This window comes from Butyrivibrio sp. (assembly GCF_015056685.1).
In the GTDB taxonomy this organism is placed as follows: Bacteria; Bacillota; Clostridia; order Lachnospirales; family Lachnospiraceae; genus Butyrivibrio.
In genome coordinates this window covers 1-16,470 of the sequence record NZ_SVFW01000003.1, presented here as the reverse complement: position 1 = coordinate 16,470, position 16,470 = coordinate 1, and the positions used below count along the sequence as shown (strand labels likewise).

Sequence of the window (16,470 nt, the reverse complement as noted above, 5' to 3'; positions counted from 1 at the left end):
CCGCCTTATCCGGCAAGATCTACGTTGTTCCCCACAAGTCCCTGTCTGTCCATGGACTTTCTCACCTTCTGATAAGGATTCTCCTCGTTTTCATATTTTATTTTGGTGGCTGTTGTTCCACCGCTTACATAAACGCGCCCACACTCAGGACATACAGCTGTCTTGATAGAAACAGAAGCCTGTAAGACTTTGCCGTTGTTCTGGGCTGCGTCTTTATATGCATTACTCACATGCTCAGCCTCGTGACCGCGGACTCTTGCACCTGCCGCTGCTGGATCAATGTGTTGTGCGCTCTTAAAGGAAACCATCTCATCAGAACCGTCCTGATATTTTCGGTTCTTGCAGGTCTCACACTCTGCAGGAGATGATGTTTTTCCAGGAGCTTTCTGGGTAGACTCGTTTGGATTAAGGATAGGTTTTGTAGCTTCTGCAGCACTTGTGGAAGATGCTGCATAACCTCCGAACATTCCATATCCGCCGCCTATTGCACCGATCATACTCATAGGCACCTCTTTTCAACATAGGACTCTTACTGTTACAGATCGCTTAGTCCCAGCTCTTTTAACAGATCGTCAAAACTCTGACCGTTCATCTGCTCGGACATCTGGTTGAGCTGCTGTCTGTAGGTAGGGTCAGTAAGAATAGTATGCATAGATGAAACAAAAACAATGTAACCAAGAACTATACCGATAGTTCCATATATAATTCCGCGCTTTGCCTGAGGGAGCAACTTTTTCTCTGAACCCTTAGACAAAATGCCAAGGACAACTGCCACTCCTCCAAGGACAATGCCTATATTCATGACAAAACAAAGAGGAATAGCTATAAGTCCTGTAATAAGAGCTACAGTGGCCATGTTTACGTGGCCGTCAAGCTGATTGTGGCTCTTGTTGTAGTTGTAATTATTGTAGTAGTACTTATCATCCCCGTTATCGCCCATACAAAACTCCTCGCGAACATAATTTCATACATTAAATATACAATATTAACCGCTTTTTTACAATGTTTGGGCCTTTATGTAAGTCTTGAAAACAGTGCAAAATGCTTGGTATAATAGGGGAGTGTGCTGATTTATAGAAATTTCAGCAAAAATTTATTATTAAATAGCTTTTTATAAGCGAGGGAAGTATGGATATTGTATTAAAGATCAAAGAAGAACTTAACGTGGAAAAGTGGCAGGTAGAGGCCGCTGTCAAACTTATTGACGAAGGCAACACCATCCCATTCATTTCTCGTTACAGAAAGGAAGTAACGGGCTCACTTAATGATGAGCAGCTTCGTAATCTTGATGAAAGGCTTAAGTATTTAAGAGGTCTTGAAGAGCGTAGAGAGCAGGTACTTGCTTCTATAGAAGAACAGGGCAAGATGACTGACGAACTCAAAGCCAAGATTATAGCTGCAGAAACAATGGTAGCTCTGGAGGATCTTTATCTTCCATACAGACCAAAGAGAAAGACAAGAGCCAGCGTCGCAAGAGAAAAGGGACTTGAAGGTCTTGCAAATATTCTTTTGGCGCAGGAAACAACAAAGCCGCTCCAGGAGGAGGCTGCTGCATTCGTTGACCCTGAAAAAGGAGTCAATGACCCTGCTGAGGCACTTCAGGGAGCTATGGATATCATAGCTGAGGATGTTTCTGATAACGCTGACTTCAGAACATACATAAGAGAAACTACAATGGAGCAGGGCGTGCTTACCAGTAAGGCCAAGGATGAGAAGGCTCAGAGCGTGTACGAGATGTACTACAACTACGAAGAGCCTGTTAAAAAAGTTCTCGGACACAGAGTACTTGCTCTTAACCGTGGAGAGGCAGAGAAGTTCCTGGTTGTTAAGATTGAGGCACCCGAAGAGCAGATTTTGCAGTACCTTGATAAAAAGATGCTCAAAAACGACAATCCTGTCACAACTCCTGTAATAAAAGAAATCAACCAGGATGCATATGAAAGACTTATTGCTCCTGCTATTGAGCGTGATATCAGAAACGAACTCACAGAAAAGGCTGAGGACGGCGCTATTTCCGTATTTGGCAAAAACCTCACTCAGCTTCTTATGGCACCACCTATTGCCGGCAAGACAGTCCTTGGCTGGGACCCTGCTTTCAGAACAGGCTGCAAGCTCGCAGTCGTAGATGCAACAGGTAAGGTCCTTGATACAAAGGTCATCTATCCTACAGCACCTCAGAACAAAGTTGAGGAGGCCAAGGTCGAGCTTAAAAAACTCATCGACAAATACGATGTTGACCTTATTTCAGTTGGTAACGGTACTGCTTCAAGAGAGTCAGAGCAGGTTATCGTCGAGTTGATAAAAGAGCTGGATAAGCCTGTTCAGTACGTTATCGTAAGTGAGGCAGGTGCTTCAGTTTACTCAGCAAGTAAGCTTGCTACAGAGGAGTTCCCACAGTTTGATGTAGGACAGCGTAGCGCAGCTTCAATTGCCAGAAGACTTCAGGATCCTTTGGCAGAGCTTGTTAAGATCGATCCTAAGTCAATCGGTGTTGGTCAGTACCAGCACGACATGAACCAGAAAAAACTTGGAGAAGCCCTTGAAGGTGTAGTAGAGACCTGCGTTAACAAAGTTGGTGTAGACCTCAACACAGCATCAGCTCCACTTCTTCAGTACATTTCAGGTATCAGCAAAGTTATTGCCAAGAACATCGTTGAATATAGAGAAGAGAACGGTAAGTTTAACAGCAGAGCAGAGCTTTTAAATGTACCAAAGCTCGGACCTAAGGCATATGAGCAGTGTGCAGGTTTCTTAAGGATTACTGACGGTGAGAACCCTCTCGATGCCACAAGTGTTCATCCTGAATCCTATGATGCTACATTAAAACTCATGGATAAGCTTGGAATCACTTTTGATGATGTAAGGCAGGCTCAGAAGAACGCTGCTAAGGCTTCACTTGAAAAGCCTTCAGCTAAAAAGGAAGAAAAGCCAAAGCCACAGAAAAAAGCAAAGCAGGTTGTTATCAGAAATACAAGCACAGCTATGGGTGCGGCTCTTGCTGCAGCTCTTGCGGGAAGTAACCTCGTTGTCACAGAAGCGGAGGTTTCAAATTCAAAGAAGGAAAAAGAAACTGAGAATACTTCAAATACAGCTCCTGCAACAGGATCACTGTCAAAGAAAGTATCTGAGTCAGATAAAAAGAAACTTGCAGAGGAACTTGGAATCGGTGAGATCACACTTACAGATATCCTCTCAGAGCTTGAAAAACCATCAAGAGACCCTCGTGAGAATATGCCTGCACCAATTCTTAGAAGCGACGTCCTTGATATGAAGGACTTAAAGCCGGGAATGGTACTTAAGGGAACAGTAAGAAACGTAATCGACTTTGGATGTTTTGTAGATATAGGTGTTCACCAGGATGGACTTGTTCATATCTCACACATCACGGACAAGTACATCAAACACCCTCTTGAGGCAGTAAGCGTAGGAGATATTGTAGATGTTCAGGTCCTTGATGTTGAGCTTGATAAAAAGAGAATTTCTCTTTCAATGAAGCTTCAGGATCCTGCAAAGGTTGCTGCAGAAGCTGCTGCAAAAGCTGCAGAGAGACCTGCACCAAAGGTAAAAGCTGAGGATAAGGCTTCAAAGCCTGCACCAAAGAGAACTTCAGTTGTTGATCAGGTTGCAAAGGCAGCAGGAGTAACCAAGAAAGCTGCTCCTGTTAAAAAGACTGCTGCTCCAAAGGCAGCATCAGCGCCTGCAGAAGCTGCAAAGCCTGCAGCAACAACTACTGAGGCTCCTAAGAAGTTCAAGAAAAAGGGCATTGTCATTTTTAAAGGAAATGCTAACGACTGATTTTAAGACCACTTTGATTATTCAGAGTGGTCTTTTAGTAAATGCAAATAATTAGTTAGATTAGAGCAAAATATGCAAGGATAGTTGATTGTAAAGAAGGTATAATAATGATTGTGGAAATCTGAATTTATGTTTTCCAACGATGTGGATAAAGCAGAGTAAGAAACAAATTCTTTACAATTATTAGGAGGAAGGTATGTTTTTTATAGGTGTAGATTTGGGGACTTCATCTGTTAAGCTCGTACTTATGGATGAAAAGGGAACTATTCATGGAACAACTTCAAGGGAATATCCTTTGTATTTCCCACAGCCGGGCTGGTCAGAACAGAACCCTGAAGACTGGTACAGAGAGGCTGTAGATGGTCTTAAGGAACTTCTTAAAGATGTGGATAAAACACAGGTTGCAGGCATCAGTTTTGGCGGACAGATGCATGGACTTGTTATCCTTGATGAGAATGACAATGTTATCCGTCCTGCAATTCTTTGGAACGACGGAAGAACACAGAAGCAGGTTGATTATTTAAACGGCGAGATTGGAAAAGACAAGCTTTCTGAGTATACAGCCAATATCGCATTTGCAGGTTTCACAGCTCCTAAGATCCTTTGGGTTGAGGAGAATGAGCCTGAGAACTTCAAAAAGATCAAAAAGATAATGCTTCCTAAGGATTATCTTGCATATAAGTTTACAGGAACATTCTGTACAGACTATTCAGATGCTTCAGGAATGCTCCTTTTGGATGTTAAGAATCGTAAATGGTCCAAGGAGATGTGCGATATCTGCCACATTACTGAGGATATGCTTCCACAGCTCTTTGAAAGCTATGAGAAGGTTGGAGAACTTACAAAAGAGCTCTCTTCTGAACTCGGCTTAAATGCAGGAGTTGTAGTGGCAGCAGGCGCCGGAGACAATGCAGCAGCTGCAGTTGGAACAGGTACAGTTGGCAACAACAGATGTAATATTTCACTTGGAACAAGCGGAACAATCTTCATGTCAGCTGACTCTTTTGCAGTAGATAAGAACAATGCGCTTCATTCTTTTGACCATGCAGATGGACATTTCCACCTTATGGGATGCATGCTCAGCGCAGCAAGCTGCAATAAGTGGTGGATGGATGAAATCCTTAAGACTAAGGATTATGCCGTTGAGCAGAAGGGGATTGAGAAGCTTGGTGAGAACCACGTATTCTTTTTACCATATCTCATGGGAGAGAGATCACCATGGAACAATCCTAACGCACGTGCCACATTTACAGGCATTACAATGGATACAACAAGAGAAGATATGACTCAGGCTGTTCTTGAGGGTGTTGCTTTTGCTACAAGAGATATGTATGAAGTTGCAAAATCTATCGGAGTTGCGCCAAAGAGAACAATGATCTGTGGCGGTGGCGCAAAGAGCCCTCTCTGGAGAAAGATGATCGCTAACATCCTCAACATCGAAGTTGATGTTCCTGCCTGCGAGGAAGGACCTGGAATGGGTGGTGCAATGCTTGCGATGGTAGCATGCGGAGCATACAAGAGTGTTGAAGAGGCAGCAGCTGCAATCGTTAAGGTTGATAAGACTGAGAAGCCAGATCCTGAGCTTGTTGCAAAGTATGAGGCAAGATACCAGCAGTTTAAGAACATCTATCCTGCACTTGCTGATACTTTTGATAAGATCATCTGATAGTTTGATGACATGTGAGCATGCCTTTGATAAGGCTATCTGATAGGTGGCTATCATTTGTTTATACTTTTATAAGACAAATGTTATTATTTGACCTATTGATTTTATAATCCATATAAGGTAATATTTATGCGGATATAGCAATATATCCGCTTTTACAATTTATTGTTCTCTTATTCAGAGTGGTGGAGGTACATAGGACCTATGAAGCCACGGCAACCCCTTGATCATTCAGGAAGGTGCCAACCTGAGCGTGCAATTCCGTTTTTTCGGACTACGAGCAATAAGAGGGACTTGTGATGATTAGTTCCACTCATTTGTGACTTGCACGCGTCATAAATCGAGTGGATTTTTTAGTGCTTAAAATGGCACAGAAAGGTATTATATGGATAAATTTATTTTCACATCAGAATCAGTAACAGAAGGACATCCTGATAAAATATGCGATAACATTTCAGATGCAATTCTTGATGCATGCATGGAACAGGATCCTATGAGCCGTGTTGCCTGCGAGACAGCAACTTGTACAGGTTTCGTTCTTATTACAGGTGAGATCACAACAAAGGCTCACGTTGACTACGCTAAGATTGCCCGTGAGACAATCAAGGAAATCGGATACGACGATTCATCAAAGGGATTTGATGGAAACACATGCGCAGTACTTGTAGCTCTTGATCAGCAGTCAGCTGATATCGCTATGGGTGTTGACAAGGCTCTTGAAGCAAGAGAGAATCAGATGACTGATGAAGAGCTTTCAGCTATCGGTGCCGGTGACCAGGGTATGATGTTTGGTTATGCTACAAACGAGACAGATGATTACATGCCTTACGCTATCAGCCTTGCTCACAAGCTCACAAAGAAGCTTACAGAAGTCAGAAAGAACGGAACACTTCCTTACCTTAGAGCAGACGGTAAGAGCCAGGTTTCTGTTGAGTATGATGAGAATGGAAAAGTTAAGAGACTTGAAGCTATCGTAATCTCAACTCAGCATGATGAGAAGGTTACTCAGGAGCAGATCCATGAGGATATCAGAAAGTATGTTATTGATGCTGTAGTTGACAGCGCTATGGTTGACGATGCTACTAAGATTTACATCAATCCAACAGGTCGTTTCGTTATCGGTGGACCTCAGGGTGATGCAGGACTTACAGGTCGTAAGATCATCGTTGATACATACGGTGGAGCTGCTCGTCACGGCGGCGGAGCTTTCTCAGGAAAGGACTGCACAAAGGTTGACCGTTCTGCAGCATATGCAGCAAGATATGTTGCCAAGAATATCGTGGCAGCAGGCCTTGCAGACAGAGCAGAGATTCAGCTTTCATACGCTATCGGTGTAGCTGAGCCTACATCAATTCTTGTAGATACATTCGGAACAGGTAAGGTTTCTGATGAAAAGCTTACAGAGGCAGTTCGCAAGGTATTCGATCTTCGTCCTGCAGGAATCATCAAGATGCTCGACCTTCGTCGTCCTATCTACAAGCAGACAGCAGCTTACGGACACTTCGGCCGCAACGACCTTAACCTTCCTTGGGAGCAGACAGATAAGGTTGAAGAGCTCAAGGCAGCAGTTAAGTAATAGAAATGCAATAAGAACTATCATGAGCCAATAGGAATGTTTCATGTTGACTTTGGAATAGTACATGTTGATTTTTGGTAGGATAAAAATTCGTCCTCAGCCACCCTGTATGGGTTGGCTGAGGATTTTTTTGTAATCCAAGTTTGTTGGTAAGACCATCTCTCTGGACTTTCTTGGAAAAGTTTAGATTGCGGCAGCGTACGCCACCATTGACTGAACCTGAGGAAAACGTCTTTGTCGTCGAGCCGACGGTGAGGATGATGGGAACAGTAGTTATCTCGCACCGTCGGATTCAGCATTGTAGCGTTTTCCTCAGAACCCGTCAATGGCAAGCACCTTCGGTGTGGCTGCTTTAAGGTGCCTCAGGCTCTGAATCCAGGAACAGTAGGGATGGCTGCTTTCAAGAGTGTGCAGGGCTACATGTCTGCAGCTCCCCCATGTAGAAAATCTGCTTGGATTGAATGGGATAAGTATCACAAATCTTTCGCTTTTATCCTACATCACAGCAGGATGAGGGTGGCTGCAAGCCAGATATTAGGCTATATGCCAAAACCGGGCCGAGCATCTAAAACATGACCTAGACATAGGAAAACCACTGATTAGGTCATGAATTTTGTAATCGCAAGGCATACCATGCCCCAAAACATGACCTAGATATAGGAAAACCGCTGATTAGGTCATGAATTTTGTAATCGCAAGGCAATATCATGCCCCAAAACATGACCTAGACATAGGAAAACCGCTGATTAGGTCATGAATTTTGTAATCGCAAGGCACTACCATGCCCTAAAACATGACCTAGACGTAGGAAAACCGCTGATTAGGTCATGAATTTTGTAATCGCAAGACAATATCATGCCCCAAAACATGACCTAGACATATGAAAACCACTGATTAGGTCATAATTGTTGTAATTGCAAGGTGTAACAGCATGGCAATATTCGTGCAGATTGCAGATTAATATATAAATTGCCATAGTAAAATGAGCATATAGCCATGCACGTTCTTGAAAGCAGCCGCCCCTACTGTTCCTGGATTTGGAGCCCGAGGCAAAAAAACAGCCACACCGGAGGTGCTTGCCCTTGACGGGGCTGATGGAAACGCTAAAATGCTGGATCCGACGGTGAGATAAAATCTACTGTTCCCATCATCTTCACCGTCGGCAGAGTATCGACGGCGTTTCCAGAAGATTCAGTCAAGGGTGGCGTACACATTCGTAACAAAAATCAACAGTGTTTGACATACGCGAAGCCAATTACTTACGCATATACAAAGAGCCCCCCAAAAACTTTGAATACCAAAAAACATACCAATTATAAATAGAAGAAATTACAAATTATTGGACAAAAAATGCGAAGAAAATATTTCCATAAGTGATAATATCAGTATAGGGAACTAGCGTATTATCAAGGTATTAGGAGAGGGTATGGAAATCGAAGCACTTAAGGAGTTTACACCAATTCCATTTTGGTTTTGGAATGATTATCTGTCTGAAGAAGAAATATTAAGACAGATGAAGGAGATGAAGGACAAGGGCGTTTATGGTTTTGTAATTCATCCAAGAAAAGGATTACCAAAAGAAATAGAATATCTATCTGCTGAATATTTTCATTATGTAAGGTTTGCAGTTCAGAAAGCAAAAGAGATGGATATGAAGGTAGTTCTTTATGACGAAGCCATGTATCCTTCCGGTTCTGCCCATGGGGAAGTGGTAAAGGCCGATCCTTCTTTTGCGTCGAAGGGACTTCTAAAAAATGGTGATAGTTATGAGCTTGTTCCAAGTGGCGGCACGATCAGGGGTGTTCATCCAGGGGAAGATGATGGAGAGGAAAATGCTCCAAAAAGCGCAGACCTTTTAAATCCAAAAGCTGTAGCTAAATTTATAGAGATTACTCATGAAAAATACTACTCTGAGCTCTCGGAATACTTTGGAGATACCATAATAGCTTTCTTTACTGATGAACCAAACATATTAGGAAGAAATTCAAGAGAGGATGTTATTCCTTGGAGTGAGGGACTTCTTGAAGAATTTAAGTCAGCAGGTGGAACTGAAGAAGAGCTGAAGTACTTGTTTGAAAGTGGATGTGTTGATAAAAGTGAGGCATTTAATGCCAAGAGTGAAGATATCGACGGTAGTGATAATCCCAATGTCAGCAACAAAAGCGTTAATATCAGTGATAACTCTATGACAGTCGAGAATGGAAATAGAGCTTTTTTGGCAAAACGTATCTACAAACAGGTTATTCATGAAAGGCTTGCTAACAGCTACTACAAGCAGCTTTCCGATTGGTGCGTATCCCATGGGATCGAGCTTACAGGCCACCCGGAGAAGAGCACGGACATCGGCTATCTTAAGTATTTCCAGAGACCTTGCCAGGATATAGTCTGGAGATTTGTTGAGCCGGAGGATGGTCATGCTATAGAAGGGGAACACTCCACAATGGGAAAATGCTCTTCAGACAGTGCAAGACATCGAGGCAAAAGAAGAAACGGCAATGAGTGCTTTGGCTGCTGTGGCGAGAGGCAGGATCCAAAGCTTTTTACAGAACAGGATATGAGATGGTACCTTAACTGGCTTTTTGTCAGAGGGGTTAATCTCGTTTATCCTCATGCTTTCTACTATTCAATAAGAGAAGACAGAGGTGATGAGCGTCCACCAGAGGTAGGACTTAATAATCCTTTCTGGCCTCAGTACCGCAAGATGAGTGATTTTATCAAGAGGATGTGCTACCTCAACACGGATTCATATAATTGCGCGCAGGTTGCAATCTTGTGCGGCGCAGATACTTTGTCCTGGAAAATCGCAAAGCCTCTTTTTACAAATCAGATTGAGTTTAACTATTTGGAAGCTGAGCTCCTGCCTGAGTGCAAGATCGCAGATGGAAAGATAAGTATTGCAGCTCAGAAGTATTCGGTTCTGATCGCAGAGCAGGAAGAGTACGAATCTCTCAATGAAAGTGATAAGAATCTGTTAAAAGAGTTTGCGAAAAGTGGCGGAAAACTATTGATAGCATGTGGAAAGCTCTTGAATTCATCTGCCAGTGAAGCTGCCAGTGTAAATGGTGAGCTATACGCCAATAATGCTATTAATGAAGATGATGCAGTGACTGTAAGAAATGACCAGGAACTAGTCAAACATGTTTTGGAAAATGTCCGCAGGGGACTTTATTTTAGCGGCGATACCGATGACCTTCGCTGCAGCCACATAGTAAAGGATGGAAAAGACATTCTTATACTCACTAACGAAGGAATGGAGCCTATCACAGTGAACATCAGATCCGGCGAGTTTAGAGCTGTGTCACTATGGAATCCTTATACACTGGAGAGTAGAACAGATGTGGAAAACATCACTATTGAGCCGTGCAATCTGTGGATTATGGAGTTAGAAGAGAATGTGATTTGTCACTAGCGCATTTCGAAAGAATGAATTATTTCTAGAGAGGAGCAGGGGATACACAAAATGCAGATCAACATCAACACTAAAATAATTGGGGACATTAACCTGGTACCTGTACGTAAAGCGGTGCAGGCACTGGAGAGAGATATTAAAAATACATGTAAAGACACCACAGAACCAGGGCTTGAGATTAGGCTGGTTCACATTGAAGACCGCGCCAATAGTGGAACTAGCGGCTTATCACATAGCGAAGTATCTTCTAATAGCCAAAAGTCAATTGCGTATGATGCAGCGACTGAAGTTTTTACGATAGACAGAAATGAAGACAACCTTACCATAACATCTGCCAGCAGTCTTGGCCTTATCTATGGCATTTACCATGTCAGTAGAGAATTCTTAGGAGTTCAGAATTTCTGGTTTTGGAATGAACAGGAGCTTACGAAAGAATCAGAGCACATAGTTCCTGATAACTATCACTACGAATCAAAACCTTCCAAAGTCAGATTCCGCGGCTGGTTTATAAATGATGAGGTCCTTTTTGACGGATGGCGAGAAAAGGTCGGTGAGAACTTCCCGTGGGAAATGGCCTTTGAAGCCCTTCTTCGCTGCGGTGGTAATATGACGATTCCGGGCACTGACCACAATTCTCACAGGTATAAAGACCTTGCTAATGATTATGGCCTTTGGATAACTCACCATCATGCGGAACCCTTGGGAGCCCAGATGTTTGCTAGGGCTTATCCTGATCTTGAGGCAAGTTTCAACAAGCACCCGGATCTTTTCAGGGGCCTCTGGCAGCAGGCTATAGAGGATCAAAAGAATTGTAAGGTGGTGTGGAATCTGGGATTTAGAGGCCAGGGAGACAGGCCTTTTTGGGCTGATGATCCAACCTACGATACACCTGAAGCTCGCGGCAAGCTCATGAGCGATCTTATCCTTGAACAGTATAATCTGGTAAAAGAGTCAGATAAGGATGCAGTTTGCTGTACAAACCTTTACGGCGAAACTATGGAGCTTTACAAGGATGGATATCTCACATTCCCTGAAGATGTCATAAAGATTTGGGCAGATAATGGTTTTGGCAAGATGGTTTCGAGAAGACAGAACAACCACAATCCTAGAGTTTATGCCCTTCCTGCTCATGGAGATAATAGTGCTCATGGAATCTATTACCATGCATCTTTCTATGATCTTCAGGCGGCAGCCATGATGACCATGCTTCCCAATTCGCCTGAATTTGTAGTAAATGAGCTAAAAGACGTATATGCTCATGGAGTAGATGATTTCTGGATAATCAACTGCTCAAATATAAAACCTCACACCTACTACCTTGACCTTATAGCCAGGATGTGGAGTGGGGGCATGGAAGACGGTAATGATGAAGGTGCAGAATCTCTTCAAAGCAATATCAAGAGCATTGATAGCCGAGAATATGCCAAAGAGCATCTGCAGGATTTTGTCAAAAGATACTACGGCAATACTGCCACGTCAGAATTGCTCCGCAAGATTGAAGATGCCTACAAAGCATGGCCTGACTACACTCCAAAGTATGGGCCAAATGAAGACGACCATGCGGGAGAACAGTTTAGCAATCACGGAGCAAGGATTTTGACCTGCGGATTTATCAGCAATTTCAATAAGCTGGATCCTGCAAATACCAAGTCACTACCTGAACTTAACTGGATCTGTAAAAGAGACACATTATTAGAACAGGTAAAGTGGCATGAAGAAAAATATAAGGAAGCACTTGATGGTTACGAAAAATACCTTGCAGACTGCAATAGAGTAAAAGAGGACCTCTTAGCCGCAGGCGATGCAAAGGAAGCAGAAAGATTCAGTAACAACCTTATCTGTCAGGTTCAGTACCACTACTACAGCTATCTTGGAGCGTACCATATTTGCAGGGCTATTCTTACCTGTCTCGATGATAAAAGTGAAGGTGGCAAATTTATAGATGTTCTTGAAGAAGGTCCAAATGGCAAGCCTGTGGATTACCTCACAGCTTTTTATGAGGCCGGCCTGGCAAAAAAAGCTTTTTTTGAAGGCTACAATGTTATGAGAAGCCATGAACATGACATTTGGGAAGGATTTTATGAGAATGACTGCGAAGCGGATATCAGACAGTCAGGCTTTGTAGCTGAAAGCCTTATGTCATATCTTAGAGTATTAGGAGATGGCCCTCACTTTTATAAGTGGCAGCGCAAATTCCAAAAAGAATCCGGTGGAGAAAAAGTGCATCTTATCCTTAGAATTAAGGCGCACTTGACAGATGATGAGCTGTGGAATCTCATGACCAGGTGAGAAACAAAAACGTTCAGGCTGTATCAAACAACCTGAACGTTTTCTCTGCCAAATGCATTTGCAAGCATTTCAATCATATCTTTGTCAGCTCTTATTGTGTAGCTTTTACCCAGCTTTTTTACCTGCTTGGTGTCTGTGAGGTAAACAGTGACTTCGTCTTTGCCGTCACTATCCGATAACAGTGAAAAGAGCTCCTGCTCCTTAGCAGAGTATTCGTCTATATTGGCAAATCTTATCCACACTGTTCTGGCTATCTCATCAAACAGCGTGATCTTGCTGGCAATGAGCTTGGCGTCGCGGTCTTCTTCGACAGATACGCGGCCTTCAATAAACACCTTGGCATCGGTGTTGAGCCTTGGGGCGTTGGCTTCGTAGGTCTTTGGGAAGACAATTACTTCTACAGTTCCAACCATATCTTCCAAGGACAAAAATGCCATAACCTGGTCAGTCTTGGTGTACTTGATCTTTTTATCACTTATTATGCCGCCTATCTTTGCATTGGCGTTATCCTTTACATTAGGAACTCCTGTCTCGTCATCAAGATAGAAATCTGCCGTGGTATTTGTAATATTCTTTTTCCACATTCCCACATACTCTTCGAGAGGATGGCCTGAAACATAGATTCCAAGGACTTCCTTTTCAAATTCTAAAAGAAGCTCACGGGGGAACTCTCCTACATCAGGTAGTGGTACTTCGTACTGTTTTTTCTCAGTTTCTCCGGCTAGATCAAATAGTGACATCTGGCCCGCCATTGAGTTTCTTCCGCTGTTGTGGAGCTGGTCCATTATCTGCACATAAACAGTCATGAGCTGTTTGCGGCTTCCCTCGAAGCAGTCAAGAGCACCGGCTTTTATGAAGTTTTCAATAGCTCTTTTGTTTACGTCGCTTTCTCTTCCCTGCATACGAGTCAGGAAATCGTTGATATTCTTGAACTTTCCGCGAAGCTCACGCTCTTTTACAATGGCAGAAATAACCGGCCTTCCGACACCTTTGATGGCAGTGAGTGCGTATCTTATGGCCTTTTTGCCATCGTGGTCAGTAACAGAAAAGCCTGAGTACCCCTCATTGATATCAGGAGGTAAAAGAGTTATTCCCATGTTTCTGCAGCTCATGATGTAGCCGGAAACTTTGCCGGGGTTATCAATAACTGAAGTCATGAGCGCTGCCATAAATTCTACAGGGTAGTAGTTTTTGAGCCATGCTGTCTGCAGGGCAACTACTGCGTAACAGGCAGCGTGTGATTTGTTAAAGGCGTACTTTGCAAAGTCCATCATGGAATCGTAAATTGCATTGGCAATTTCAGGAGAAATGCCTTTTGAAGCGCATCCTGGAACATTTTCATCGGGATTGCCGTATACAAAGTTAGCTCTTTCAACTTCCATGACATGCTGTTTCTTTTTACTCATGGCACGTCTTACAAGGTCAGCTCGGCCAAGAGTGTAGCCACCCAGCTGCTGAACTATCTGCATAACCTGTTCCTGGTATACGATACAGCCGTAGGTGGGCTTTAATATTGGCTCAAGCTCAGGAGTCTGATAGCTGATGGATGCAGCATCGTTTTTTCCTGAAATATATTTAGGAATGAAATCCATTGGGCCCGGGCGATAAAGAGATATTCCCGCTATGATGTCTTCGAGAGACTGGGGGCGAAGCTCCTTCATAAAGGCCTGCATACCGCCTGATTCAAGCTGGAATATACCGTCGCACTTGCCGCTTCCGATAAGCGCAAGGACGTTGGGGTCATTGTAATCAATTTTATCTATATCGATGAAATTAGGGTCACCTTTTTTGGCACCGATGGAATTGTTGGCAAAACGCACAGCGTCCTTGATAACTGTAAGGGTTCGCAGTCCCAAAAAGTCCATCTTAAGAAGACCAAGCTCTTCTATGGTGGTCATGGTGAACTGAGTTGTTATATTTCCTTCAGCAGAGCGGGACAAAGGAACCAAATCCTCAGCCGGAGCCTGACAGATAACTACACCTGCCGCATGTATGGATGTGTGCCTTGGAAGACCCTCAAGCTTTTTACACATGTCTATGAGCTTATGCACTGTCTCGTCAGTTTCATACTGGGTTCTAAGCTCCGGGTTCATGGAAAGAGCTTTCTCAAGCGTTATGTTAAGCTCGTTGGGGATCATCTTTGCAATCTGATCGCCATAGCTGTAAGGAAGATCCATAACCCTTGTCACATCGCGGATAACACCCTTGGCAGCAAGAGTACCAAAAGTTATGATCTGAACAACCTTGTCCGCACCGTATTTTTCGGTTACGTAGTCGATAACGTCCTGCCTGCGCTCGTACTCGAAATCCACGTCAATATCAGGCATGGACACACGCTCAGGGTTAAGGAACCTTTCAAAGAGAAGGTCATACTTAATAGGATCAATGTTGGTTATGTGCATACAGTAGGAAACAATACTTCCGGCAGCAGAACCACGGCCCGGGCCAACTGCTATATCGTGCTCACGGCAATAGTTGATGTAATCCCATACAATAAGGAAGTAATCCACATACCCCATTCGCTTGATGACGCCAAGCTCATAGTCAAGCTTTTTCTTCAGAGTGCCGTCGTCATCGGGATATCTCTCATGAAGTCCATCAAGACACAGCTTATTCAGGTAAGTCCAGGAATCGTATCCTTCAGGAACCTCGAAGTGTGGGAGCTTTGTGACACCAAACTCAATCTCTACATGGCATCTGTCCGCAATTTTCTGCGTATTATCAAGAGCCTCTTTTGCATAAGGGAAAAGAGCTCTCATTTCCTCTTCACTTTTTACGTAGTACTGCCCGCCTTCATAGCGAAGCCTGTCCTCGTCACCAACTTTTTTACCAGTCTGGATGCACAAAAGAAGATCGTGAGCTTCCGCGTCGTCAGCGTAAGTGTAGTGACAGTCGTTGGTTGCAACCAGCGGAATGTCAAGCTCATCTGAAAGGGCCAAAAGAGTATTGTTCACAGTTCTCTGATCGGGAATACCGTGATCCTGCAGCTCTAAAAAGAAATTGCCATGACCGAATATCCTGTCCATGCGGATGGCAGCTTCTTTTGCCTTGGCGTTTTCTCTTTTTAATATATTGCGGGGAATCTCGCCGGCAAGACACGCGCTCAAGGCGATGATACCCTCGTGATATTTCTCCAAAAGCTCCATGTCTACACGTGGCTTGTAGTAGTAACCTTCGGTAAATCCGCGGCTTACAATATGCGAGAGGTTGGCGTAGCCTACATTATTTTCAGCCAAAAGAACCAGATGATAGTACCTGTCGTCAGTGGCAGAAGCTTCCTTATCAAAACGTGAAGAAGGAGCAACGTACACTTCACAGCCGATAACAGGGTTGATGCCGGCCTCTTTGCAGGCTTTATAGAAATCAATCACACCGTACATTACTCCGTGATCGGTAATTGCGCCGGCGGTCATACCAAGTTCTTTAAGCCTTTTTACATATTCTTTTATTTTGTTAGATCCGTCCAAAAGACTGTATTCAGTGTGGACGTGAAGATGCGTAAATGCCATGTTTTCCCTCAACTTTAATGATTATTAGAAGATTATAGCATCAATGGGATTAACATCCAATACCACAAGAAAGCAGACAATATGATAAAATAATTAGTGAAAATGTTAAAAAAAATTGAAATAAGAAACGTTTCCGTTGCAGATTTAAATTCCCATCTTTGACAGTCTAAATGCGAGGAACCGCAGTAATTATGCGGAAACCTCGCATTAGTTTTAGGGTAAAAGT

8 protein-coding genes and 1 riboswitch are annotated in these 16,470 nt (G+C 43.3%); of the genes, 5 read left to right on the top strand and 3 right to left on the bottom strand.

What is annotated here, in order from left to right; translation table 11 throughout:
• Positions 1 to 5 precede the first annotated feature (5 nt).
• Positions 6 to 503 (bottom strand): hypothetical protein, encoded by a 498-nt coding sequence (locus E7303_RS01585; RefSeq protein ID WP_292143539.1) that lies wholly within the window; start codon positions 501 to 503, stop codon positions 6 to 8.
• Positions 504 to 535: 32 nt separating this feature from the next.
• A complete protein-coding gene (locus E7303_RS01580; protein WP_292143538.1) occupies positions 536 to 940 on the bottom strand; it encodes a hypothetical protein in 405 nt (134 codons plus the stop codon).
• A 188-nt stretch (positions 941 to 1,128) separates the two neighbouring features.
• Here E7303_RS01580 and E7303_RS01575 point away from each other — a divergent pair, with 188 nt between their 5' ends.
• From E7303_RS01575 to E7303_RS01555, 5 genes are all read left to right on the top strand, one after another.
• Positions 1,129 to 3,795, top strand: a complete 2,667-nt coding sequence (locus tag E7303_RS01575; protein WP_292143537.1) for a Tex family protein — start codon at positions 1,129 to 1,131, stop codon at positions 3,793 to 3,795.
• 196 nt (positions 3,796 to 3,991) lie between these two features.
• Positions 3,992 to 5,461 carry a xylulokinase gene (gene xylB / locus E7303_RS01570; RefSeq protein ID WP_292143536.1) on the top strand — a complete coding sequence of 490 codons (1,470 nt, stop codon included), beginning with the start codon at positions 3,992 to 3,994 and terminating at the stop codon, positions 5,459 to 5,461.
• A 170-nt stretch (positions 5,462 to 5,631) separates the two neighbouring features.
• Positions 5,632 to 5,751: riboswitch (SAM riboswitch) on the top strand.
• 95 nt (positions 5,752 to 5,846) lie between these two features.
• Positions 5,847 to 7,037 carry a methionine adenosyltransferase gene (metK, locus tag E7303_RS01565; RefSeq protein WP_292143535.1) on the top strand — a complete coding sequence of 397 codons (1,191 nt, stop codon included), beginning with the start codon at positions 5,847 to 5,849 and terminating at the stop codon, positions 7,035 to 7,037.
• Positions 7,038 to 8,463: 1,426 nt separating this feature from the next.
• Positions 8,464 to 10,446 (top strand): glycosyl hydrolase, encoded by a 1,983-nt coding sequence (locus tag E7303_RS01560; RefSeq protein WP_292143534.1) that lies wholly within the window; start codon positions 8,464 to 8,466, stop codon positions 10,444 to 10,446.
• 51 nt (positions 10,447 to 10,497) lie between these two features.
• Positions 10,498 to 12,735 (top strand): glycosyl hydrolase 115 family protein, encoded by a 2,238-nt coding sequence (locus tag E7303_RS01555; protein ID WP_292143533.1) that lies wholly within the window; start codon positions 10,498 to 10,500, stop codon positions 12,733 to 12,735.
• Between the two features lie 23 nt (positions 12,736 to 12,758).
• Here E7303_RS01555 and E7303_RS01550 read toward each other — a convergent pair whose 3' ends face one another.
• Positions 12,759 to 16,244, bottom strand: a complete 3,486-nt coding sequence (locus tag E7303_RS01550; RefSeq protein WP_292143532.1) for a DNA polymerase III subunit alpha — start codon at positions 16,242 to 16,244, stop codon at positions 12,759 to 12,761.
• Positions 16,245 to 16,470: the final 226 nt, after the last annotated feature.